Below are 21,787 nucleotides of genomic sequence, written 5' to 3'. Positions count from 1 at the left end.
GCACCTGCACATCGAGAAGATGCCCTGCACCACCCTGGCGCGTACGGCCACCTGGCTCTTGCTCTGTGCCCTGGCCTACAGCTATCTGTACTGGCTCGGGGTGCTGGGCACGGAACAGAAGTTGTCGCAACGCTACCATTACTGGAAGACAGCCAGCGTCCTGTGGCTGGGCCTGCAGTTGGTGCGCCACCACGACCCCTGGCTCGCAAAACTCACCCGCCGCCTCCTCATACCAAAACCTATACCCATCCCCAAAAGTGGGTAAGGGCCAGCGCCCGAAACGGCTTGACAAACATCACAGTTACTCTCCACGCAGTGGCGAGGGGGCTTGGGGGGTGAGGTGCCGTCTCGTCCTCCTGCACCGAGAACAGGCAAGCGCCGCCCTGCCTCGGCCTTGGAGCCACGAACCCCGCGGTCTCCAGCGAAGGGGAAGGAGTCGGGGACGAGGGACGCGAACTTTCTCAGGTCGCCAAAGCTCACTTACCAAAGGGAGACTACCATCATGATGTACGGTGTCATTCACTACAACGCCCCTGGCGCCAACCTGGAGGAGTTCCTCGCCTGGGCATCCGGCGCAGGCTTCGAGAGCACCGAGCTGCAGATCAACGACCTGTGGCCGGACGAGACCCAGGATCCAATCGCCACCACCAAAGAGGCCAAGCGCCTGGTCGAGAAGTACGGAATGAAGGTCAGCGCCGTGGCTTCCCGCAACGACTTCGTCGTGCTCGACGAGGCTGCCGTTGACGCCCAGGTCGCCCGCATGAAGCGCATCGGCGAACTGGTCCTCATGATGGACTGCAACGTGATCCGCACCGAGGGCGGCCAGCCCAAGGATTCCGTACCCGAGGAGAAGTGGACCGAGGCCATCACCGGCTGCTGCCTGCGCAGCCTCGACTTCCTCAAGTCCATGGGTCTCAAGTACGCCATCGACAACCACGGCGTCGTGAGCAACAACATCGACGTCATGCTCGGCGTGCTCAAGAACGTCAACGCCCCCGGCATCGTGGGCTCGAACCTCGACACCATGAACGTCCGCTGGTTCGGCAACTCGCTGGAGGACTGCGATCGCTTCTACCGCGAGGTCGCCCCGTGGGTCCTTCACACCCACATGAAGGACGGCTTCGGCCCGCGCCCGGATTACCGCGGCAAGGACCTCGGCAATGGCGAGATCAACCTCGAGCTCGTCGTCGAACTGCTGAAGGGCGTCGGCTACGACTACGCCTGGACCGCCGAGTATGAGGGCAAGGAAGGCGACGGCCTCGGCTACGAGAAGTGCCTGCTTTGGATGAAGCACAAGATCTAGCCTGACCCACGAGACGTACAGTTTCAGACGTCGCCTCCGGGCGGCGTGGTGCGGTCGATTCCGCCATCACGCCGCCTTTTGGTAGGCGGCTGACTCCAGGGCTCGCAGGTTGCTCCTTCTGCGGGCTGGATTGGGCGCCACCTTTCACGGACGGAGTGAGACGCAATGAAGCCATCTCTCGTATGCCTGGGCCTGCTGCTTTGTGCGGCCTGCGCGATCGCCGAAGTCCCCCAGGGCGAGCTTGTGGTGCAGTCGGGCAAGAGCCGCTGGGTGATGGCCGCCAAGGCCGGCTGGACCATCACCACCGCCGAGTATGACGGCACCCGGCTCATCAACCCTCAGGGCGGACAGGGCGCAGTGCTCTCGCGTGGCGGCAAGTGGTACGGCTCGGCCATGGAAGGCGGCGAGTCCGTTCAGGACCTGCAGGTGACCCGGGAGGGCACGCCGGTTGCGGCACCCTTCACCCAGGCGCTCACCGGAAAGGCCGTGACGGTGACCAAGCAGTCGGTCATCGACAAGCTCTCGCACAAGGCCGAGACGGTGTTCGAGCCGGACCAGATCGTGCAGACCCACAGCTTCACCGTGCTGGAAGACGTGGACCTCACCAACTTCTACGCCTTCATCTACTCGGTGACCCCGAAGACGACCCAGTGGCTGGCGCAGTCGCAGCAGAACTCGGAGCTGTCCGGCGAGTTCACCACCTCCAAGAGTCAACTGGTCAACCGTGACGTGAACTGGGTGGCGCAGTATGACCCGGCGGCGCAGAAGGGCGTGCTGTGCTACTACGCGACACCCTTCCGGGGACCCAACTCAGGCACCCGACTGTGGGACGCCGTGGACTACCACAAGCTCTTTGCCGAACCGCAGCGGGGCAAGCTCAGCGCCGGGACCCAACTGCGCTTCCAGATGGTGATGTGCCAGTTCGGCGCGGAGCCAGGAAGCTGGAAGGACGCCGTGCGTGCCCGGGTGGCTGAGTTGCAGCAGCGGTTCCCGCCGCAGCCGACCGTCGCTGCCGGACCGCGATTGTATGACGAGGGAGTGCCGGAGATGGGGACCCTGACGGTGGAGACGAAGCAGTACAAGGTGGTTTTCGGCGCCGCGCAGGCCTGGACCATCAACACCCTCGACTTCGCCGGCAAGCCCATCGGCCAGGCGACCGGGTACTACGGGACGGTACTGATTCCACAGATCCCCGGAGGCAACTTCATCGGCACCGGCCACACCGATGGCGGCCGCGAGATCGTGCACAAGGTGACCCTCACCGTGGACGGGCAGCCGCAACCCCTCAAGGTGGACAAGACCATCAAGGGCAGCCGCGTCGAACTGGTCAGGGACTCCACCATCTACAAGTTCCAGGCGCGCACTACCATCACGGTTACCGATGACGAGATCATCGAACGCCAGGAGCTTGTCGCCAACGAGGACTTCACGCTGAAGCTGATGTACCTGTTCATGCACTGCTGGTCGAAGGACACCAGCAAGTGGCTCGCGGAGCTTCCCGACGGCAAGCAGATCGAGGGGACCTTCGACGGCCAGGGGTTCGAAGTCAACACCGACACGCGCTGGTGTGCGCAGTATGAGCCGAAGATGGGGATCGGCATCGTCGGATACACGCCGCGAGTTGCGAGTGGTCCGGGGAGCCAGACGATGCTGTGGGACATCGACCGCTACCACAAGTTCTATACCCGACGCATCGGCGCCGACGAGACCTTCAAGACCGGCGAGAAGCTGGACTACACCATGATCGTGCGCGGGGTGAGCGGCGAGACCGGCGACTGGACAGCTACGAAGGCCACCGTGGAGCAGCTTAAGGCCAAGTACCCGCCGCAGTAGTCCTGCTGCAGTCCGTCTGGAGTCAAAAAGCGGCACTGCCCGAAGGTGGGCAGTGCCGCTTCGCATATCTGCGGCGAAGGCAAGAGGCTACTCTTCCTCGTCCTGAGGAGGCGGCACCATACCAGGACCGCCAGGGAAGCCACCCATGCCGGGGCCGCCCATGCCGGGCATTCCGGTCATCTTGGTTGCGTTCCAGACGGAACGGATCCTGCCGCGCACCACGATGCCACCGGTGGTGCCGTAGAAGTCATTGCCGACGGCGGTCACGTCGAGCATGAACATGCCCTTGCCGGTGAAGATGTCGGGCGGAACGCGGCACTTCACGGTCTCGGGCGGGAGCAGGATGCCCTTGGCGAGGTCATCGGCGATGGAGGTGTCCTGCTCGTAACCAGACTGCACGCGCTCAGGCGGCTCGTTGAGAGTGCTGACCCACCTGATCGCCGACATCTTGTTCGGCGCGTTGACCATCTCGCTCGCGTGGAGGATGTAGCCGCGCGCACCGGCCACCGGCTCCCAGGCGACATCGATGCCCTTGGTGACATCGACCTCGGGCAGGAACTCCGGCGTAGTCACCTTGACGGGCGGCAAGAAGCCATCAAGCTGGGCCGTTCCGCCGGTGTTCAGCACATAGGTACCCTTGCCGACGGCGGCCTCCGGGAACTGCGACTCGGAGCCGTCCGCCGTGCGGGCCATCTCGTCGAACACCTTTTGGAGGGCCGGGATACCGCCCTTGCCCGGAGCGGGCATACGGACCTTCGACAGGTCGACGCTGGTTTCGGAGACTACCGGGCCCTTCGCCGTATCGGGGTGCCAGTAGAGCTTGGAGGATACCTCCATCTTGCCGGTCGGCTGCTGAGGAGCCGGGCCGGGCCTCGTGACTTGCGGTGTCGCTTCCTCTGCCTGCGGGACTTCGAGGATCAGCTTGTTGTCCTTGAGCCCCAGGTCGGCGGGCACGGTCACGAAGATCGGTGCAACGGCCGCATGCGGGTAGGTAGCTGAGCCGTCGAGCACGCGAGACGGCGGCTGCGCCCCCATGAGCGCCGCCAGTCCTCCCGGCGGCATACCGGGGATGTTGCCCATATTGGGCATGTTCGGGATGGCCGGCATCCTGAAGGGCAGGGAATGGGTCTCCGTGCGCAGCTCGAGAACCAGCTTCTCGGTCTTCTCCTGCCCGGGTGCGGCGAGACAGGCCGTGACGGCGGACAACGCCAGGGCTACCAGCAGGACTCCGGTCGCCAGACCGCGGACCGGTGAGTCGGTCCGGCCGGAGAGGGGCAAAGACACGCATCGAACGGGCATCTTCAGTCGCTCCTTCCAGATGAGGTGAGGCGTCACATCGCAACTCGCTCGGGACCTACTTGACTGCAGCCATCAGAACCTCAAGAGTCTTCCTCATGCCCTCGTTGGGGTTCTTCGGGTCGGCCTCGTACTCGATCACATAGGCGCCCTCGTAGGCCGACTCAGTCTTCAGCAATTCCAGGGCCTCGGCGAAGTTCAGGTTGCCGGTGCCGGGCACGACCTCTTCCTTCTCCGAGATGAAGTCCTTCAGGTGCACGGAGTTGATGCGCTTGCCCAGGGTCTTGATCACATGAGCGGGCATCTGGCCGGACCGCATGTAGTGACCGGTGTCGCAGCAGGCGCCCAGCAGCGGGTCCTTGCCCTCGCAGATGGCCAGGACTTGCTCGGCGGTCTCGAACTGCGCACCGGGTCCGTGGTTGTGGATGCCCAGCTTGAGCTTGTACTGCTTGGCGACGGCGATGGCAGCGTTGGCGATCTCATGGTTCTCGCGGCCAAGGTTGATGCTGACGTACTTCGCGCCCAGGTCGGCGGCGAAGGCGAAGGTCGGCTCCATCTTGTCGCCCAGTTGCTCGAGGCCGCAGACACCGTAGCCGCAGATCCAGATGCCCTTGTCCTTCGCGGCCTGCTTGAAGTCGGCGATGAGCTGCGCGTCGCTCTCGAAGCTGATATGACCGGGCCACATCTCCATGGCCTTGAGGCCCACGGAGGCGGCCTCCGACACGGCCTCGACCGCACCGAAGTTGCGGTAGGTGTAGGACTGGACGCCGATGATGAGTTCTGACATGCAAAACCTCCCAGGTCGGTGTGCCCGGTGTGCGGGCAGCTACTTCAGGATTCAACGAGAGGGCCCCGAGGCCCTGTGTGATGGGAACGGGAAAGCAAGGTGGCAATCAGGCCGACGGAGGCCCGCTGAAGACGTGGTCGCCGTCCGCGGCCATGATGATTCGCTTCTCCAGGGAGTCCTCCGGCCGTCGCGGCTCTTCAGTATATAGAATGTACTCAAGGACTCTTGGTTCAGTTCCGATCTGCTTCAGCTTCTGTACCCCGACGCGGGCGTGATACATCTGGATGTACATCTTGTGACGCGCCGTACCGGGACGAGCATGCTCACTGCGACGAGCGACGGCCTCCAGCAACCACGGAACCAATCGGTGACCGAAGACCCAGAGGGTGCGGAAGACCAGTCCGAGTTGCCCGCCGACCTTGCCCACATCATGCAGCAGGGCGGCCTTCATCATGAGCTCGCGAGGCACCTGCGGATAGGCCTCGAGCGACTGCGCACAGAACTCGGCGACCCGCAGCGAATGGCGCTGATCGGGCTCGTCCATCTCCAGGAACAGGGAGCGCTCCTCCGGCGAAAGGTACTCACCCAGCGGCGCCAAGTCAGCAGGCGACAGGCCCTGCTCCGGACGCAGGAAGAGGAAGCCTTTGCGGATGTTGCGCAGCAAACCCATGCGATCACACAGCGAAGGAGCGTCAGAATCGTGCCCGGCAGATAGACCCGCACGGCCGGTCGGAGAGGCGGTTCCGATCCCTGCGGACCGGTGTCCACTCCGAGCGGCATCTGGTACTATATAGGTCACGAGCAGGAGTGTCTACCCGCGGGGACCTTGCAGCCCCGGCGGTCACGACTTACGGTTCCACGCCGATCCGCGGCGTGCAAGGGACAAAGAGGGAAGGCGCCATGGCAACCCACACGATCGACGAGACGCGGTGTACCCGCTGCGGGCTATGCGAGATGATCTGCGGCTGCTGGATCTACGACCGCACCGACGAGGGCGTGGTGGTCGACCCGGACAGCGAGCAGCTGTGCGTCCGCTGCGGGCACTGCATGGCGATCTGCCCGACCCAGGCCGTGCAGGTTGAGGGCATGGACTACGCCGACTTCCCGGAGCTTCAACCGTCACCTGCGAGCCCGGAAGCGCTGGAGGCCTTGCTGAAGCGCCGCCGGTCCACCAGGGTCTTCCGCGAGGAGCCCGTGCCGCGCGAAGTGTTGGAGAAGATCGCGGAGGCGGCGGCCACAGCTCCGATGGGGTTTCCGCCCAGCGAGGTGAATCTGACCGTTCTGAGCACTCGCGAGCAGGTGGCCAAGATCGTTCCGGCCTCGGTAAAGCAGTTCGAGGAGCTCCAGCAGATGACCCGCAACCGCCTCGGACGCGCGGCCATGCGGCGGATGGTTGGTCAGCGAGTATACCGCATGCTGACCGAGCACATGCTGCCCTTCGCCGGCCCCGGTCTGGCGCTGTATCACAATGACGGCACCGACTTCGTCACCTGGGGCGCACCGGCGCTGATGCTGTTTCACGCCGACCCCGATCACCTGATGGGTGACACGAACTGCCTCCTCGCGGCGACCCATGGGATGCTGATGGCCGAGGCTCTCGGCGTCGGCAACATCATGCTCGGCATTGCCGCGTCGGCCGTGCAATACACCCTCGACCTCAAGCGTGAACTGGGAATCCCGCCTGCCAACGAGGTCTTCTCGGCGCTGGCTTTGGGCTATGCGCAGTGCCGGTTCGAGCGCACGATCCGCCGCCCGCTCAAGAGCGTGACCTGGGTCTGAAGGCCCAGGTGGCCAGGCCTCCTAGCGACTCAGCAGCCTGACCAGGTCGAAGTCGCAGATGCAGGCAGGCAGTGCCGTGCCGACCTCGCTCAGTGGCGTGGTCGCAAGCTGGCAGGCCTTCTCGCCGACGATGACGCCGCCTTCGCCGCGCTCCAGAAGCTCCACTGCAAAGGCCCCAAGACGTGAGGCCAGGATGCGGTCGCGAGCCGTGGGCGAACCGCCACGCTGCACGTGCCCCAGGATGCAGGTGCGGAACTCAAGGCCACTGAGCTCGGTAAGCTTCTTGGCAAGCTCAGCAGCGCCCCCGATCTCGTCCCCCTCCGCCGTGACGATGATGCTGCTGAACCGTCCTGCCTGTTTGCCCGCCCGGAGGCGCTCGGCAATCCCCAGGTAGTCGGTGGCGTTCTCGGGGACGCATACTTCCTCCGCGCCACCGGCAAGAGCGGCGGCGAGAGCGATGGCGCCACTGCGTCGCCCCATGACCTCGACGATGAAGCAGCGCTCGAAGGACTCGGCGGTATCTCGGATCTTGTCGATGGCGTCCAGCGCGGTGTTGACGGCCGTGTCGAAGCCGATGGTGAAGTCGCTACCTGTAGCATCATTGTCCACGGTGCCGGGGATGCCGATCCCCAGCCCTTCCCAGTGCTCGCAGATATCTCGCAGACCGCGGAAGGTGCCGTCGCCGCCGATGGCCACGAGGCCCTCGATGCCGAGGCTGCGGAGAGTCTCGACCGCCTTCTGCAGACCCTGCGGGGTCTGCAGCTCCGGGCAGCGACCGGCGCCGAGGACGGTTCCGCCACGCTGGATGGTGTTGGAGACGGAGTTGTGATCAAGGGCCGCAACCTCGCCCGTCACGAGCCCGATGTAGCCGTAGCGGGCACCGAACACCTCCCAGTTGCGAGAGAGTGCTGAGCGCACTACGGCGCGGACGCAGGCGTTCATTCCGGGAGCGTCGCCGCCGCTGGTCAGGACAAGAATGCGCATGAGTGGCCTCCAGAGGGATCGTGCTAGGCTTTCAGGGGTCGCCTGCGCCGCCTTTGTAGCACGAAAGCCGGGCGGCCGCAAGTGGTGGTAGTTGCGAAAGTGGGTCAATCCGCGTAATATTGGGGACAGGACGAACCCTAAGGGAGGACTGTGCAATGGCCCGCCTTATCGTCTTCGTCGCAGTCGCAGTGCTGGTGACCGTCATGGTCGGATGCCCCAAGTCGGCGGTCCAGTCCCCACCGATGGATACGGGCAGATCGGCCGCGCCCGGAGAGGAACCGGCCCCGACGGTGAACGCCGAACCGACAGCCAACCTCGAGGCCTCCGCTCTAGCCCCCGGAACTCAGATGGCCAATGCCCAAGCACTCCTCGAGACGAAGTGCAACAAGTGCCACCCGTCCGCGAGAGCCGCCGAGGAACGGCGCACCCCGGCGGAATGGGAAAAGGTTATCAAGGTGATGCAAGCCAAGAAGGCCGGCTGGATCTCGGAGGCCGAAGCGGCGGAGATCACCAAGTACGTCGTGGCCAACTACAGCAAGTAGGCCGCGGGCTCAGACGGTCGGAAAGGACGCAAAGGTCGGGCACCCGGCCGAGTGGCTTTGTTGACGGGGTACCCGGCGTCAGCTATAATTCGCAGGATAGGGTGACCTCCAGTGAACGCGAGGTTACCCAGGGCACGCAACCGGGCACCGGGCTTTCCGCGGAGCGCCCCTTGTTCCCTGTACCGCCTGTCGGCGTTCTGCCCCCAGGCTTAAGGCGGAATCGCAGCCTTGAAAGCAGAAATCCTTGCGGTCGGCACCGAACTCCTGTTGGGTGAGATCACTGACACTAACGCGACCTTCATGTCCCAGTCGCTGGCGGGAATCGGTGTAGACCTTCATTTCCGGCATACCGTAGGGGATAACCTGGCACGCCTGGTCGGGGTCCTGCAGACCGCGGCAAGGCGTAGTGACGTCATCCTCCTGTGCGGAGGGCTCGGCCCCACGGAAGATGATCTGACCCGTGAGGGCTTGGCTGAGCTGACGGGACGGCCGCTGCGGCGCGATGCAGCGGCCGTTGAGCACCTCAAGGCCTTCTTCGCCTCGCGCAATCGTGTCCCCTCAGAAGCCAACTACAAGCAGTGCGAAGCCCCTGAAGGCGGCCTTCTTCTCGACAACACCTGCGGTACCGCGCCCGGGCTGTTCGTGGATTTCAACGGCGTCTGGCTCTTTGCGGTTCCCGGTCCGCCGCCGGAGATGCGCGAGATGATGGTGCGGGAGGTCCTCCCGAGATTGCGGGAGCGTGCAAACCGTGAGGGCGGCGGAGTGCTGCATACCCGCGTCCTGCGCCTGTGCGACATCGGCGAGTCCGACGTCGCCACCTTGCTTTCCGACATCATCAACGCCCAGACCGACCCGACGATTGCCCTGTATGCCTCGCCGGGCGAGGTCAAGGTGCGCCTGGCAACCAAGGACGTCGATGCCCAGGCTGCCGCAGAGCGTCTGACGGCTCTCGAAGCCCGTCTGCGCGAGCGCCTCGGTGTCCATGTGTATGCCTTGGATGAGGACACGATGGAGGTCGCTGTCGGCAAGGCCCTGCGTGCTCGTAGGGCCACAGTGGCTGTTGCCGAGAGCTGCACCGGCGGCATGATTGCCAGCCGCATCACCGACGTGCCGGGAGCCTCGGACTACCTCCTGGCCGGAATCGTCGCCTACGCGAACGCGGCGAAGGTGGCCTTCCTCGACGTGCCGGAGCAGATCCTGCGCACCCGGGGTGCTGTGAGCGAAGAGTGTGCTCGAGCGATGGCCGAGGGCGTGCGACGCCGAGTCGGGGCCGACTTCGGCCTTGCGACCACGGGCATCGCCGGTCCGGGTGGTGGAACCCCTGAGAAGCCCGTCGGGCTGGTCTATGTGGCGGTAGCCGACAAAGCAGGCACTGAGTGCGTGACCCAGACCTGGCCCAGTACCCGCGAGCAGTTCAAGCAGCGCGTCTCCCAGATGGCCCTGAACCTGCTGCGTAAGCGGGTTCTGGCCTCTGACTAGCTCCCCGCGAAGTCGTCGGCGGCCCCGATCGGTTCCGGGGGCGGCATCAAGTCCTGATTTCAGCGCAGAGGCCGGTGGAGAGCCATGAGCGGATTGCCCCTTGGTCCTGCCGAGGAATTGCGGCTGTTCTTCGCAGTGATCCTGGCTCCAGAGCTGCGGTCTGCCGCAGCCGAAATCGGTGAGCGGATCGCACTCAGTCGCGCCAAGGTGAAATGGGTGGAGGAGCCCAACCTGCATTTCACCCTCAAGTTCCTGGGCGAGATGCTGGGCCAGACTGTTCCGATGCTGGCGGAGGTCGGCCGGCAGGTGGCTGCGCGACATGCCGCCTTCGACCTGGAGATCTCGGGCGCCGGCGCCTTCCCACGAATCTCGGATGCACGAGCGATCTGGCTGGGGTGCAGCGAGGGAGCTGAGCCGATGGAGGCCCTGGCCGCCGACCTTGACCACGCGCTGGTGCAGGCCGGGCTGGCGGCTGCAGAGGATCGGCCCTTCCGCGCCCATCTGACGATAGGACGCAACAAGAGCGATTACCGCGCTTCCGAGCTGGCTCGCGCCCTCAAGGCGGTGGCGACCACCAAGGTCGGAGGCATGCGCGTCGACAGGTTCGTGCTGTACCGCAGTGAACTGGCGCCTGAGGGACCGACCTACACAGTCCTGGAGGAGTTCGCCCTGGCCAGTTAGGGCGACGCAGACGCCCATCTGACGATCGACTCATCACCACAACCCCGGGGGGAGTTGGGATCACGAATGGCTGGTACATCGAAGTCGGGATCAGGCGACAAGGCGAAAGCCCTGGACCTGGCTCTGGCACAAATCCATAAGCAGTTTGGCGACGGCGCGATCATGCGCCTTGGTCAGGACACCGCGAACATGACGGTGCCGGTCATCCCGACAGGCTGCCTGAGCCTGGACATCGCGCTCGGCGTCGGCGGTCTGCCACGAGGTCGCATCGTCGAGGTCTACGGACAGGAAGGCTCAGGCAAGACCACTCTGACCCTGCACATCCTGGCCGAGGCCCAGAAGATCGGCGGCACGGTTGCCTTCATCGATGCCGAGCACGCCTTCGCCCGGGACTACGCGGCCCATCTGGGCATAGATCTGGACAACCTGCTGGTCTCACAGCCGGATACCGGCGAGCAGGCCCTTGAGATCTGCGATGCCCTGGTGCGCAGCGGCGCGGTCGACGTCGTGGTCCTCGACTCGGTCGCGGCCCTCGTACCGGCGGCCGAACTCGAAGGCGACATGGGCGACACCCACGTCGGTCTGCAGGCTCGGCTGATGAGCCAGGCCCTGCGCAAGCTGGCCGGGTCGATCTCCAATGCCGGCACCATCGTCGTCTTCATCAACCAGATCCGCGAGAAGATCGGCGTCATGTTCGGCAACCCTGAGACGACGCCGGGCGGCCGGGCGCTCAAGTTCTGGGCCTCGGTACGACTGGAGATCCGCCGGGCGGAGTCCATCAAGCGCGGGACCGACGTGATCGGCAACCGCGTGTCCATCAAGGTCGTCAAGAACAAGGTTGCACCGCCCTTCCGCAAGTGCGAGTTCGATATCATCTACGGCGACGGAATCTCGCGTTACGGCTGCGTGCTCGACGAGGCCCTTGCACTGGGCATCGCACAGAAGTCGGGGAGCTGGTTCAACTACGGTGAGGAGCGCCTTGGTCAGGGCCGGGAGAATGCTGTCGACCTCCTGGCAACCGACGCCGTCCTGGCCACCGAACTGGAGTCGAAGGTGCGCGAGGCTCATCACCTGGCGCCCCTCGAGATCGCACCAGCACCAGCACCCGCGTCCGAGGCCGAGACCGAGACCGACGAGGAACCCGCTGAGAACTAGGGTTCCCTCGCCCTGCGTGCGTCCGGTTCGGAACAGAGGCACCCTGGAGGAGCAACACCGGGTCGGGCGTGACCACAGGCTCTGCTTGCCGTAAGCGGCGGCAGGGCCTGCCCGAATGGAAATGAGCCGTTTGAAATCTGTGAAAACCACCTCAAGGAGGGAGTGATCGTGGGCATAGTCGGGGTAGTTCGGAGCTTTGCCCCGCATGCCGGCAAACCGGGAACCTATCACCTAATCGTCGATGGGCAAGAGCCCCTCGACGTGCATGAAGACGTAATCGTGGCGCTGGAATTGCGCGTGGGACTGGCGGTTACACCGGAGCTATGGCAGGCAATTCTGGCGCAGCAGGAGCTGGCGCAGGTCCGTCGCGCAGCCTTACGGCTACTGGAAGTGCGTGACCGAAGTCGTCGCGATCTACGGACCGCGCTGATCAAGCGTAAGCATCGAGCCGAAGCCATTGAGCAGGTTCTAGACAGACTTGAGAGCCTGGGACTGATGAACGATGACGCTTATGCTCGGAACCTCGCCGAAGGCTTGATGAGGAGGCAAGGGGTTGGACGTCGGGGACTCAAGCACAAGCTGATGCAAGGCGGGGTCAGTCAAGAGTTGGCCAAAAGCGTGGTGGAGGAGGCTTTTGAGGGCGTGGATGAGGTTCAGCAGGCAGTAGCGGCGCTGGAGAAGCGCCTCGCACGCTGGACGAACCTACCTGTGGAAAAGCGCCGCATGCGGGCCTATGCCTACCTGGCCCGACTGGGATTTGGCGGCGACGTGATCTCCGACGCCCTCCACAGAGCGCTGGCCGACGAGTAGCCGTTGGACAAGGGGTCGGGTGCAGGCTGTTCACATAGGCCCACAAACCTACACCCGGAGGACTGGACGCGACCGGCGGTCACCCGGCTAGACGCCTTTTTCGACTACACTTCCGGAGGTGACCCACGGTGATTATTGCCACCGTGATCGCAGTCATAATGGCCCTTGTGGCCATCGCCGCAATCGTCTACGCCGTACAGAAATCGAGAGCTCTGACCGAAGAGCTGGAACGCCAGAAGGCACAGGCAGAGCAGGAGCTGCAACAGGCGGGTAAGGCCCTGCAAGCCGAACGCCGGGAGTTCAAGCTCGCAGTCAAAGAGGAAGAGATCAAACTCAGGGAGCAGGTGGAGGAAGAGGCGCGCAAGGAGCGCACAGAGCTCGAAGAAACAAAGAAGCGCCTGGACAAGCGAGAGGACAACCTCGAGCGCCGCAAGAGCGAGATGGACCAGCGGGCCTCGGAGCTCGACAAGCGAGAGCGCAAGATCGCAGACTCCGAGAAGTCTGCTCAAGACCTCATCGACGCACGTCGCTCCGAGCTGGAGCGTATCGCCCAGATGACCACCTCGGAGGCACGCACGCAGCTGCTGTCCGAGGTTGAGCGGGAGGCCCGCAACGACGCCGCCCAGCTTCTGCGGCGTGTGGAGGAGGAGACCCGCCGCGAGGCCGACCGCAAGGCCGCTGAAGTCGTCAGCCGCGCCATTCAGCGCTGTGCCGTCGACCAGACCACGGAGACCACCGTCTCTGTGGTGCCCTTGCCCGGCGACGAGATGAAGGGTCGCATCATCGGGCGCGAAGGCCGCAACATCCGCAGCTTCGAGCAGCTCACCGGCATCGACCTGATCGTCGATGACACGCCCGAAGCGGTCGTGCTGTCCGGCTTTGACCCGGTCCGGCGAGAGATCGCCAAGGTTGCGCTGGAGATGCTCATCTCCGACGGACGCATCCACCCGGGGCGCATCGAAGAGACCGTTGATCGGGCCCGCAAGCAGACCGAAGAGCGCATGGAGGAGGCCGCCGAACAGGCGATCTTCGAGACCGGCGTAACCGGCCTGCATCCCGAGCTCATGAAGCTGTTGGGTAAGTTGCGCTACCGCACCAGCTACGGTCAGAACGTACTGAAGCACTCCATCGAGGTCTCGCATCTGGCCGGTGCAATGGCCGCCGAACTCGGTGTCCGCGTCGGTCTGGCTCGCCGTGGCGGCCTGCTGCATGACATCGGCAAGGCGCTGGACTTCGAGCGCGACGGCACCCACACCCAGATCGGTTCTGAGGTGGCCAAAGCTCGTGGTGAGTCGCCGGACGTCGTCCACTGCATCATGGCCCACCACGATGATGTGGAACTCACCAGCATCGAGGCAGCTCTCGTCCAGGCCGCAGACGCCATCTCGGCGTCACGTCCCGGGGCTCGGCGCGAGACGCTGGAGACCTACCTGAAGCGCCTGGAGGGCCTGGAGAGCATTGCCTCGAGCTTCGAAGGTGTGGAGAAGGTGTTCGCCATCCAGGCCGGTCGCGAGGTCCGCGTGATCGTGCGACCGGAGAAGATCGACGACCTCGCCGCCCACCGGCTGGCGAAGGGCATGGTGGAGCGCATCGAGAGCGAACTGGACTATCCGGGCCAGATCCGGGTGACGGTGATCCGCGAGACCCGGGCCGTCGAGTACGCCAAGTAAGGACCAACCTACGTGATCAATTCTGGGAGCGGCTCGTACCCGTGACGGTGACCTGCCGGCTGCGGCGGCGGGCCGCTCCTATCCGCAGAGGGGTAGTTCGTTGCGAGTACTGTTCATCGGCGACATCGTGGGGCGACCGGGCCGACGCCTGATGCATGACCTGCTTCCGGGCCTGCGCCGCGAGTACATGCCGGACTTCATCATTGCTAATGGAGAGAATGCAGCCGCCGGGTATGGCATCACTCAGAGCACTGCCCAGGAGCTCTTCGATGCCGGAGTGGATTGCCTGACGATGGGCAACCACGTCTGGGCTCAGAGAGAGGCGCACCAGCTTCTGGACCGCGACAGCCGCATCGTGCGGCCCTACAACTACCCACCAGGGGTTCCAGGGACGGGTGTTGGCGTGTATGAGGCGGGCAGCGCAGGCTCGATCGGTGTGATCAACCTCCTCGGCCGAGTGTTCATGGACCCCGTTGACTGTCCCTTCCGAGCGGCCGCAGAGGCTGTGGGACGCTTGGCCGGTCAGTGCAACTGCATCATCGTCGACATGCATGCGGAGGCGACCTCGGAGAAGGCGGCCCTGGCGCACTATCTGGACGGGCAGGTCACCGCGGTCCTGGGGACACACACTCACGTCCAGACAGCAGACGAGGAGGTCTTCGCGGGTGGGACGGCTTTCATCTCCGATGCGGGGATGACGGGGCCGCGGCACACGATCATCGGGGTCAAGCCGGCAATCGTCGTGCGGCGGTTCCTCACGGGCCTTCCGGCACGCTTTGAGGTCCCTACCGGCGGACCGGCCCAGATGTGCGGCGTGGTGGTCGATTCGGAGCCTCAGGGGGTCGCAGCCACCTCTATCCGGCGTTTTCGAGTCTTGACGGATGGGCCTGCCGAAGTATGATAGAGAGTGTAACGATGCAATCGGGCTAGAGGCCCGTTGGGAGAGACGTCCGAGGGCGGCTTGCGGGGCAGCAACCTGGCACGCAGTTATGCAGACACACCAATCCTTGAAATGGCGGCAGCACATACGATGCAGGGAGGCCCGGCGCGCGCACGGCTCGGGGGCGAGGCCGTGACTATGCACCCAGACACGCGTACGGGACGCCGCTAAGGGGGATGCACCGTTGTCTACTTTGAAGGTAGGTTCGCAGTCCGATCCCAACAAGGTCGCAGGAGCACTCGCAGGGACCATCCGCGAGCAGGGCAAAGCGGAGATGCAGACCATCGGCGCCGGAGCCCTCAACCAGGCGATCAAGTCCATTGCCATCGCCCGGGGCTTCCTGGCACCGGCCGGCATCGATCTGGTGTGTTACCCAGCCTTTGTGGACGTGGACATCGACGGCAACGAGCGGACAGCGATCCGCCTGTTCATCGAGCCACGTTAGCGCAGGGGCACATACCTTCGGTCGCCAGGAGAACCACGCAGAGCCTCCTGGGGATGCACAAGTGGCCCCGGCCACAGCAGCCCCGGGGAGCAGACTGTTCTCGGGTAGCCTCCTGCGCCTGCAATCGTCAGTAGGCGAGAGCAGATTGGCGCAGAGAGCCCTGGCGACCCCACCGTCTCTCTTTCTCCTTCCCTGTGCGGCATCAGCATGCAAAGGCGTCCGGGCGGTTGCACAGCCCGAAGACGCGCTTCCGCCTGCGATCGCAGATTGACCTCGCACGTCCTCCGGCAGTGTTGCTCGTCAGGAGGCCCTGATTGTCTTGTGCCCGCGCGTTGTTGCGGGTGAGGGTGCAGAGCGGATCCTTGTCCCCCCCAGGCACAGGACTGCAGCACCCCTTCTCCCCGGGGTATTAAGCGATGGGAGCCATGTCCGTTGACGTCAGTCCTGTCTGAGCCGCAACCTGCTCCGCCCTCGCTGCGCGAACGTGTGGCAAAGGGTGCACTGTGGTCGCTCATCGGCCAAGTCCTGGGCCAGGGCCTGACCATGGCGGCCTCGGTAGTCGCGGCGCGGCTGCTGGGTGACATCGGCTACGGCGAGTACGGTATCATCACCTCGACGGTGGGCGGATTCGGCGTTTTCGCGGGCCTAGGACTGGGCGCCACCGCTATCAAGTACATCGCTGAAAACCGCGACAAGGACCCCGAGCGAGCCGGCCGCATTGTAGTCTTGTGTAACCGCGTGGCGGTGATCTCCGGACTGCTTACCGGCGTCGCACTGCTACTGACCGCCCCCGCTCTGGCCTCAAGCACTCTGCATGCCCCTCACCTCGCAAACGTGCTGCGACTCTCCAGCGGCCTCCTGGTCTTCAACGCCCTCATGGGTAGCCTCAGCGGCGTCCTTGCAGGTCTGGAGACCTACCGGACCCTTGCCGGGATCGCCTTCTGGCGCGGTCTGGTCGCCTTCCCGCTGATGATCCTCGGAGGCTGGGCTTACGGTCTCTGGGGCCTGGTGCTGGGCACGGTCTTGGCCTCGGCGGCCGGCTGGCTCCTGACCCAGCGTGCCGTGAACGTGGAGTGCCGGAAGGCCGCGCTTCCCCTCACCGGACATCAGTTGTCGCAGGAAATGCAGGTGCTGTGGAACTTCTCCCTGCCCGCCTGTCTCATTGGCGTCGTCACTACGCCGGTCATCTGGGCCTGCAACGCTCTCCTGGTGAACCAGCCGGGCGGCTACAGCCAGATGGGGATCCTCAACGCCGCCACCCAAATTCGGTCGGCGGCTATGTTCATCCCGGCAGCCATCTTCCAGCCCCTGCTCCCGATCCTGTGCCATGAGCTGAACCGCGAGGACCAGTCTGCCGGGAGCCTGCGCCTGCACATCATCAATGCCTACGCCACCTGGTTCCTGGCCACCTCGGCGACAGCGATTCTGCTCTACCTGGCAGGGCCGATCATGTGGCTGTTTGGGCCCGACTTCGTGGCCGGGAAGTTCGCCCTCGTGCTGGTCTTGTGCTCGATTCCGCTGATGACCTACAAGGACGGCATCGGGCGCCTGATCCACGCGAAGGGCCTGATCTGGATGTCCTTCGGCAGCAATGTCCTCCTGGCCGTGGTGCTGCTGGCCGCGACCTATGTCCTGGCTCCGCAGGGTGCGGTCGGCCTGGGCTACGCCTACCTGATCGCCTATGCGGTCAACGTGGTGGTGATGGTGCCCCTGTTTCTGCGCAAGCTCGGGATGGTCCGCGTTCTGGGGATGGATGCCCTTCTGGCGGTGCTCCTGGGCCTGGCCCTGATACCAGGGGTACTGAGCAACGCGCTTGGGCTTGGCCTTGGGCTGCAGATTGTCTCGGCACTGTTGACGCTGGGCATGCTTCTTGCGGCGGCATGGCTGTTGCACCGCTGGTTAGCCGCAGCTTGAGGCGCTCGGAAGGCAGGAGTCGGGGCTGAGTTGTGCCTTGACGAAGGCCACGGGGCACTCGGGGGCGAAAGGCCCACCGGCAGGGCGCAAGGGCTCCGGTCGAACGATTGCTTGCGTCTAGCGGCTAGCCGTTGCCGGGGGGCGACGCAGTTACCAAACTGTACGGACGTGCGATGCTATGAAGATACTGTTGGTTGGCATGGCGGGGCTTTACAATCGCGGTTGTGAGGCGATCCTATGGGGTTCCGCCGAAATCCTCAGGCAGATCTGGCCCGGGGCCGAGATCGCAGCAGCGGTGGGTACGCTGGACACCCTCAGCGCTGACGAGGCCCGACTGCCCGACCTCGGTCTGCAGCTACTGCCCATGTCGCGCAGGCACAGGCTGAACCTCTCTCGCTCGGCTCGCGGGGCGCACTGGATGATGCGGAACCTGCGCGATCGCCTCGGCCTGATGAACGAGGCGCCCGGCTATCCACTGGAGGGCTGGGACTTGGTGCTCGAGGTCGGTGGCGACACCTTCGTCGGCCGTCCCTCGATGGCTGTGCGCCGAGACCGCTTCCTGCTGTCGCGAGGGCTACCGGTGGGGCTGTGGGGGATGAACCTGGAGCCCTACTCCGAGGCCTTCAGTACTCGGTTGGGCATGCCGGGCTTCCTGGGGGATCTGGACCTGATCACGGTGCGTGACCAGGCAAGCGCCGACTACCTCGCAGGCCTCGGGGTCACCGAGCGTGTGTACCGCATGGGCGACCCGGCCTTTGAAATGGAGCCGGACCCGTGGGACTGCGCGGAGTGGTTTCCAGCAGCGGGTGAACGAGGTGTGGTGGGGCTCAATCTCAGCCCGCTCGCGGCTGAGGTGATGAAGGACGGGCAGCGATCCATGATTCGCCTGGGGCTAGAGACCTCTCGGCGGCTCATCAAGGCCGGCTTCGGCGTGCTCCTGGTCCCGCACTGCGCCCCACCGGCATGCCCTCCAAGGGACAGCGACCTTGCGGTTCTCGGCCCGGTCTACCGTCGGCTCTCCGACGAGGGTGCTGCAGTGAGCATCCTGCCCGACGGGCTCAGTGCCCGGCAGATCAAGTATGCCATCTCGCGCTGCACGCTCTTTGCGGGAGCGCGGATGCATAGCACCATCGCGGCGTGGTCCACCGGGGTGCCGACGCTGACGCTGTCCTACAGCCGCAAGTCAACCAACCTCAGCCGTGAGATCTACGGGGGCGATGACTACGCGGTATCCCTGTGTCAGGCCGACGCTGCGGACATCCTTGGCCGTCTGCTGAGGCTTGCGGACAAGCACGAAGAGATGCAGGCCCTGACGCGCGAGGGCGTTGCCCGGCTGCGAGCCTACACGGCCCAGATGGTCGAGCAGCTACGGGCCAAAGCGCCGGTTGTGGGTCGAAGCTAAGCCCCGGCAACCCCGGCGGTCGAGTCTCGCAAGGGCACTCCCCGGGATTGAAGGTGCGCCCGCAGGGCACTTGCGTCGATCTCGCGCACGTTACCACCCTGACACGTCATGACAGCCGCGACGCCGGCTGCCTCACCGAACTGCATGCCGTTGATCATCACCCGCAGGGCCCCGGCGCTGTCATGAGCCGCCCCGACACACCGTCCAGCCACCAGCACGTTGTCCAGATCACGCGGGATGAGGCTCCGGTAGGGGACCTGGTAGCAGAGCGTCGAGCGCTTCGCTGCATCCTCGGGTCGACCATCCCAACGCCCGGTGCTCGTTGAGCGGTCTCGGTTGATCCGGCGCCACGTCCCGTCCAGATACTCGAACCTGATCCCGGGCGCATCCGGCGTGTGGATATCGATCGGATACGTGCCCTGGGCGATCGCATCCGGGAAGCTGACGCCCTCGAGTACCTCCTGCCGCGTGAGGACATGGTCGGCGTGAATGCGGTGCGTCTCACGGATTCCGAGCTGAGTCGCGATGTCCACCAGGTAGGTGTTCTCACGGCCCGGTAGCCTGCGCAGGCGGTCAAGCACCCAGCGCATCTGGTAGCGTGCCTCGATCTCGGCATGGGAGAAGGAGGTCGCGTCGGCAGCATTCACCTTGAGGACGCGCGTTCCGGCCAGCATCTCCTCCTCCGCATCGAACAGCCCCTCGGAGCCCCACAGGAAGCACGGGTAGCGGTCGCCCCCGGAGGGCGCAAAGACCTCCCGGCAGCCATCGCGCTCGGAGAGTGTGTAGCGCATCGGCTCGCTGAACAGGTCGGCCGCTGCTTGGCCGAGGCTTGCGGCGCCAGGCTGCCTGCCCGCGACTCGGAAGCACAAGGTCGGCGCCTGGCACTTGCCCTCGGCATTGCCTAGCTGGGTGTCAAGACCGGCTCGACGGATCAGGTCGGCGTCGCCGGTGCAGTCGATGTACACCCTGGCAACGATCGCCCCGCGTCCGCTCTTGGACTCCACCAGCGCCCCGGTGATCCGTCGGCCCTCACGCAGCACTCCCACGAGGAGGGTGTGCAGCATCAGGTCCACGCGACCCTTGCCGTCGCCACCAACCAGTCCTGCACCGCAGACCAGGTCATCGGCGACCAGCTTTGCGTACTCGCTGTTGATGACCCAGGCAGCCGTCTCTCCGTCGGGGCTCTGATTCCGTGCTGCCTTCATGTCCTGCAGGCGACGGAGAAACTCCTCGGGCAGGCCGCCGATCACCGGCGTGGAGTGGTCGGTGCCGTAGAGGCTGTGCAGGATCGTGACGTTCCCCGCCGTCGCCATTCCACCAAGGAATCCGTAGCGCTCCACCAGGACCACGTGCCTTCCTGCCCGAGCGGCCGCCGTGGCTGCGCAGATGCCGGCAGGTCCGCCGCCGAAGACGGCCACGTCGGCACGCGCGATCACCGGGACTTCGTGGGCGGGCTCAAGGATCACTTCGGGAGCGGCGGGTACCTGTGCCATCGCGTGCAAGGCTCCTTCGCAGGGGTCGAGGCGTCTCCTGTGACCTTCGCCTCGATCAAGGGCTTTGTTGGGGGCGGTTCGGCGGCGGCGGTGCTGTTACCTCCGAGGCAAAGAAAAGCCCCGTCGGCGGGAGGCGTCGGCGGGGCTTGATGGACGATATCAGAGGTCGCGGTCAGACCGACTCATGGATCGATGTGACCCCACAGGATCTGGCCCTGTCTGTCGGTGCGCAGTATATCGCTCTGGCGCATCCACTTGACGTGGCCGTCCCAGAACACCACGTTCGAACCGCCGTTGTGGCGATCGGGAACGCGGCAGAAACCGTCAGACCAGTTCGGGTAGTGCGTCGGGCAGTAGACGACCCAGTAGGCGTTGCTGTCGCACAGGGCCAGCCGCTCTGACGGGGCCTTGATGTCGGCCATCGACATCGCACCACCGTAGGAGGCTCGGTAGGGGTTGTGCGGGTAGTTCCAGCCGTAGCCGACTGCGGAGTACTTGTCGGACGGGCACTTGATGATGTCGGCGTTCTTGGTGTAGGGGGTGATGATGTTGTACCAGTACTTGTCGGCAGCCCAGTCCGCGGTGCTTGAGGAGCAGTGGCCGAAGGGCAGCATCTCGTCGTAGTCCTGGATGTACATCATCAAGCCAAGACCGATCTGCTTCAGGTTACTGCTGCAGGAGGACTGTAGTGCCTTTTCGCGAGCCCGAGCGAATACCGGGAAGAGGATCGCTGCCAGGATCGCAATGATGGCGATGACGACCAGAAGCTCAATGAGCGTGAAACCGTTTCGGTGTTGCCGTCGCATTGGCTGTCTTCTCCTTTCTTATGCAGGTCTTCCCGTGATCGCTATGGGCCAAGCGTCCCATAGGAGTATCCGGTAGCGTTCCAGTGCTCCCACTGGCGGATGCTGTCCTTCTTGCCCCACTTGACGTGACCGTCAACGTAGCCGCAGTTCACGCCGTCGTTGTGGCGGTCCGAGACGTTGTTCCAGCCGCCGGCATAGGTGGTGCCGCCGCCGGACTGGGCGTCATTGACCATCACGTTGGGGCTGCGTACGCCGGTGCTGGAGTTGATACTGACGCCGACTGCGTCGGTGATGCAGATAGTGTCGGACGGATCCTCGATGAACTCCTCGCAACCGCCGACCTTCCACGGCGCCGGCAGCTTCGGGGTGTAGTTGTAGGTGCCGCCGGAGCTGGTGCGGATGTAGCGGCCGTTGCAGTACAACCAGTTCATCCCATAGCTGGCCTCGTCCAGAGGCTTGTTGGTGAAG

Annotated in this window: 21 protein-coding genes; 14 read left to right on the top strand and 7 right to left on the bottom strand. The window is 64.7% G+C overall.

The window, feature by feature from the left end:
* From ABFE16_02310 to ABFE16_02300, 3 genes are all read left to right on the top strand, one after another.
* The coding region (locus ABFE16_02310; GenBank protein MEN6344105.1) for a hypothetical protein at positions 1-265 on the top strand (265 nt) is incomplete at its 5' end.
* A gap of 237 nt (positions 266-502) precedes the next feature.
* Positions 503-1,303: a sugar phosphate isomerase/epimerase gene (locus ABFE16_02305; protein MEN6344104.1), complete on the top strand. Its 801-nt coding sequence runs from the start codon at positions 503-505 to the stop codon at positions 1,301-1,303.
* Between the two features lie 165 nt (positions 1,304-1,468).
* Complete coding sequence (locus tag ABFE16_02300) at positions 1,469-3,136, top strand: hypothetical protein (protein MEN6344103.1); 1,668 nt, start codon at positions 1,469-1,471, stop codon at positions 3,134-3,136.
* Positions 3,137-3,223: 87 nt separating this feature from the next.
* Here the strand turns inward: ABFE16_02300 and ABFE16_02295 are convergent, their stop codons facing one another.
* From ABFE16_02295 to ABFE16_02285, 3 genes are all read right to left on the bottom strand, one after another.
* Positions 3,224-4,435 (bottom strand): hypothetical protein, encoded by a 1,212-nt coding sequence (locus tag ABFE16_02295; protein MEN6344102.1) that lies wholly within the window; start codon positions 4,433-4,435, stop codon positions 3,224-3,226.
* Positions 4,436-4,490: 55 nt separating this feature from the next.
* The gene (locus tag ABFE16_02290; protein ID MEN6344101.1) at positions 4,491-5,219 is read right to left on the bottom strand and encodes a sugar phosphate isomerase/epimerase; all 729 of its coding nucleotides are present in this window, start codon (positions 5,217-5,219) and stop codon (positions 4,491-4,493) included.
* A 106-nt stretch (positions 5,220-5,325) separates the two neighbouring features.
* Positions 5,326-5,889: an HD domain-containing protein gene (locus tag ABFE16_02285; protein ID MEN6344100.1), complete on the bottom strand. Its 564-nt coding sequence runs from the start codon at positions 5,887-5,889 to the stop codon at positions 5,326-5,328.
* Between the two features lie 230 nt (positions 5,890-6,119).
* Between ABFE16_02285 and ABFE16_02280 the strand changes: the two genes are divergently transcribed.
* Entirely contained in the window at positions 6,120-6,998 is an 879-nt protein-coding gene (locus ABFE16_02280; GenBank protein MEN6344099.1) for a nitroreductase family protein, read from the top strand.
* Positions 6,999-7,019: 21 nt separating this feature from the next.
* Here the strand turns inward: ABFE16_02280 and pfkA are convergent, their stop codons facing one another.
* Entirely contained in the window at positions 7,020-7,982 is a 963-nt protein-coding gene (gene pfkA / locus ABFE16_02275) for a 6-phosphofructokinase (GenBank protein MEN6344098.1), read from the bottom strand.
* A gap of 155 nt (positions 7,983-8,137) precedes the next feature.
* Between pfkA and ABFE16_02270 the strand changes: the two genes are divergently transcribed.
* The 10 genes from ABFE16_02270 to ABFE16_02225 all read left to right on the top strand — a co-directional run bounded on the left by ABFE16_02270 (position 8,138) and on the right by ABFE16_02225 (position 19,020).
* Entirely contained in the window at positions 8,138-8,524 is a 387-nt protein-coding gene (locus ABFE16_02270; GenBank protein MEN6344097.1) for a hypothetical protein, read from the top strand.
* Between the two features lie 228 nt (positions 8,525-8,752).
* Complete coding sequence (locus ABFE16_02265) at positions 8,753-10,003, top strand: competence/damage-inducible protein A (GenBank protein MEN6344096.1); 1,251 nt, start codon at positions 8,753-8,755, stop codon at positions 10,001-10,003.
* Positions 10,004-10,087: 84 nt separating this feature from the next.
* Positions 10,088-10,684: an RNA 2',3'-cyclic phosphodiesterase gene (thpR, locus tag ABFE16_02260; protein MEN6344095.1), complete on the top strand. Its 597-nt coding sequence runs from the start codon at positions 10,088-10,090 to the stop codon at positions 10,682-10,684.
* 66 nt (positions 10,685-10,750) lie between these two features.
* The gene (recA, locus tag ABFE16_02255) at positions 10,751-11,839 is read left to right on the top strand and encodes a recombinase RecA (GenBank protein ID MEN6344094.1); all 1,089 of its coding nucleotides are present in this window, start codon (positions 10,751-10,753) and stop codon (positions 11,837-11,839) included.
* A 168-nt stretch (positions 11,840-12,007) separates the two neighbouring features.
* On the top strand, positions 12,008-12,649 hold the full coding sequence (locus ABFE16_02250; protein ID MEN6344093.1) for a regulatory protein RecX: 642 nt from the start codon (positions 12,008-12,010) through the stop codon (positions 12,647-12,649).
* 128 nt (positions 12,650-12,777) lie between these two features.
* Positions 12,778-14,319, top strand: a complete 1,542-nt coding sequence (gene rny, locus ABFE16_02245; protein ID MEN6344092.1) for a ribonuclease Y — start codon at positions 12,778-12,780, stop codon at positions 14,317-14,319.
* Between the two features lie 100 nt (positions 14,320-14,419).
* Positions 14,420-15,220 carry a TIGR00282 family metallophosphoesterase gene (locus ABFE16_02240; GenBank protein ID MEN6344091.1) on the top strand — a complete coding sequence of 267 codons (801 nt, stop codon included), beginning with the start codon at positions 14,420-14,422 and terminating at the stop codon, positions 15,218-15,220.
* A gap of 223 nt (positions 15,221-15,443) precedes the next feature.
* Positions 15,444-15,704, top strand: a complete 261-nt coding sequence (locus ABFE16_02235; protein MEN6344090.1) for a stage V sporulation protein S — start codon at positions 15,444-15,446, stop codon at positions 15,702-15,704.
* A gap of 432 nt (positions 15,705-16,136) precedes the next feature.
* Complete coding sequence (locus ABFE16_02230) at positions 16,137-17,618, top strand: oligosaccharide flippase family protein (GenBank protein MEN6344089.1); 1,482 nt, start codon at positions 16,137-16,139, stop codon at positions 17,616-17,618.
* A 178-nt stretch (positions 17,619-17,796) separates the two neighbouring features.
* Entirely contained in the window at positions 17,797-19,020 is a 1,224-nt protein-coding gene (locus tag ABFE16_02225) for a polysaccharide pyruvyl transferase family protein (protein ID MEN6344088.1), read from the top strand.
* On the opposite strand, the gene ABFE16_02220 is transcribed toward ABFE16_02225, so the two are convergent.
* The 3 genes from ABFE16_02220 to ABFE16_02210 all read right to left on the bottom strand — a co-directional run.
* Positions 19,017-20,513 (bottom strand): FAD-dependent oxidoreductase, encoded by a 1,497-nt coding sequence (locus tag ABFE16_02220; protein ID MEN6344087.1) that lies wholly within the window; start codon positions 20,511-20,513, stop codon positions 19,017-19,019. The two genes, ABFE16_02225 and ABFE16_02220, sit on opposite strands and share 4 nt — an antisense overlap.
* A 182-nt stretch (positions 20,514-20,695) precedes the next feature.
* The gene (locus ABFE16_02215; GenBank protein MEN6344086.1) at positions 20,696-21,319 is read right to left on the bottom strand and encodes a DUF1559 domain-containing protein; all 624 of its coding nucleotides are present in this window, start codon (positions 21,317-21,319) and stop codon (positions 20,696-20,698) included.
* A gap of 41 nt (positions 21,320-21,360) precedes the next feature.
* Positions 21,361-21,787 (bottom strand): H-X9-DG-CTERM domain-containing protein (locus tag ABFE16_02210; protein MEN6344085.1); only part of this gene is annotated, 427 nt, incomplete at its 5' end.

This window comes from Armatimonadia bacterium (assembly GCA_039679385.1).
Classification (GTDB): Bacteria; Armatimonadota; Zipacnadia; order Zipacnadales; family JABUFB01; genus JAJFTQ01.
This window is presented reverse-complemented; position numbering and strand designations above follow the sequence as displayed.

Coding starts and splice junctions, on each gene's coding strand:
- ABFE16_02305 (MEN6344104.1), top strand. CDS start 503: ATGATGTACGGTGTCATTCACTACAACGCCCCTGGCGCCAACCTGGAG.
- ABFE16_02300 (MEN6344103.1), top strand. CDS start 1,469: ATGAAGCCATCTCTCGTATGCCTGGGCCTGCTGCTTTGTGCGGCCTGC.
- ABFE16_02295 (MEN6344102.1), bottom strand. CDS start 4,435: ATGCCCGTTCGATGCGTGTCTTTGCCCCTCTCCGGCCGGACCGACTCA.
- ABFE16_02290 (MEN6344101.1), bottom strand. CDS start 5,219: ATGTCAGAACTCATCATCGGCGTCCAGTCCTACACCTACCGCAACTTC.
- ABFE16_02285 (MEN6344100.1), bottom strand. CDS start 5,889: ATGGGTTTGCTGCGCAACATCCGCAAAGGCTTCCTCTTCCTGCGTCCG.
- ABFE16_02280 (MEN6344099.1), top strand. CDS start 6,120: ATGGCAACCCACACGATCGACGAGACGCGGTGTACCCGCTGCGGGCTA.
- pfkA (MEN6344098.1), bottom strand. CDS start 7,982: ATGCGCATTCTTGTCCTGACCAGCGGCGGCGACGCTCCCGGAATGAAC.
- ABFE16_02270 (MEN6344097.1), top strand. CDS start 8,138: ATGGCCCGCCTTATCGTCTTCGTCGCAGTCGCAGTGCTGGTGACCGTC.
- thpR (MEN6344095.1), top strand. CDS start 10,088: ATGAGCGGATTGCCCCTTGGTCCTGCCGAGGAATTGCGGCTGTTCTTC.
- recA (MEN6344094.1), top strand. CDS start 10,751: ATGGCTGGTACATCGAAGTCGGGATCAGGCGACAAGGCGAAAGCCCTG.
- ABFE16_02225 (MEN6344088.1), top strand. CDS start 17,797: ATGAAGATACTGTTGGTTGGCATGGCGGGGCTTTACAATCGCGGTTGT.
- ABFE16_02220 (MEN6344087.1), bottom strand. CDS start 20,513: ATGGCACAGGTACCCGCCGCTCCCGAAGTGATCCTTGAGCCCGCCCAC.
- ABFE16_02215 (MEN6344086.1), bottom strand. CDS start 21,319: ATGCGACGGCAACACCGAAACGGTTTCACGCTCATTGAGCTTCTGGTC.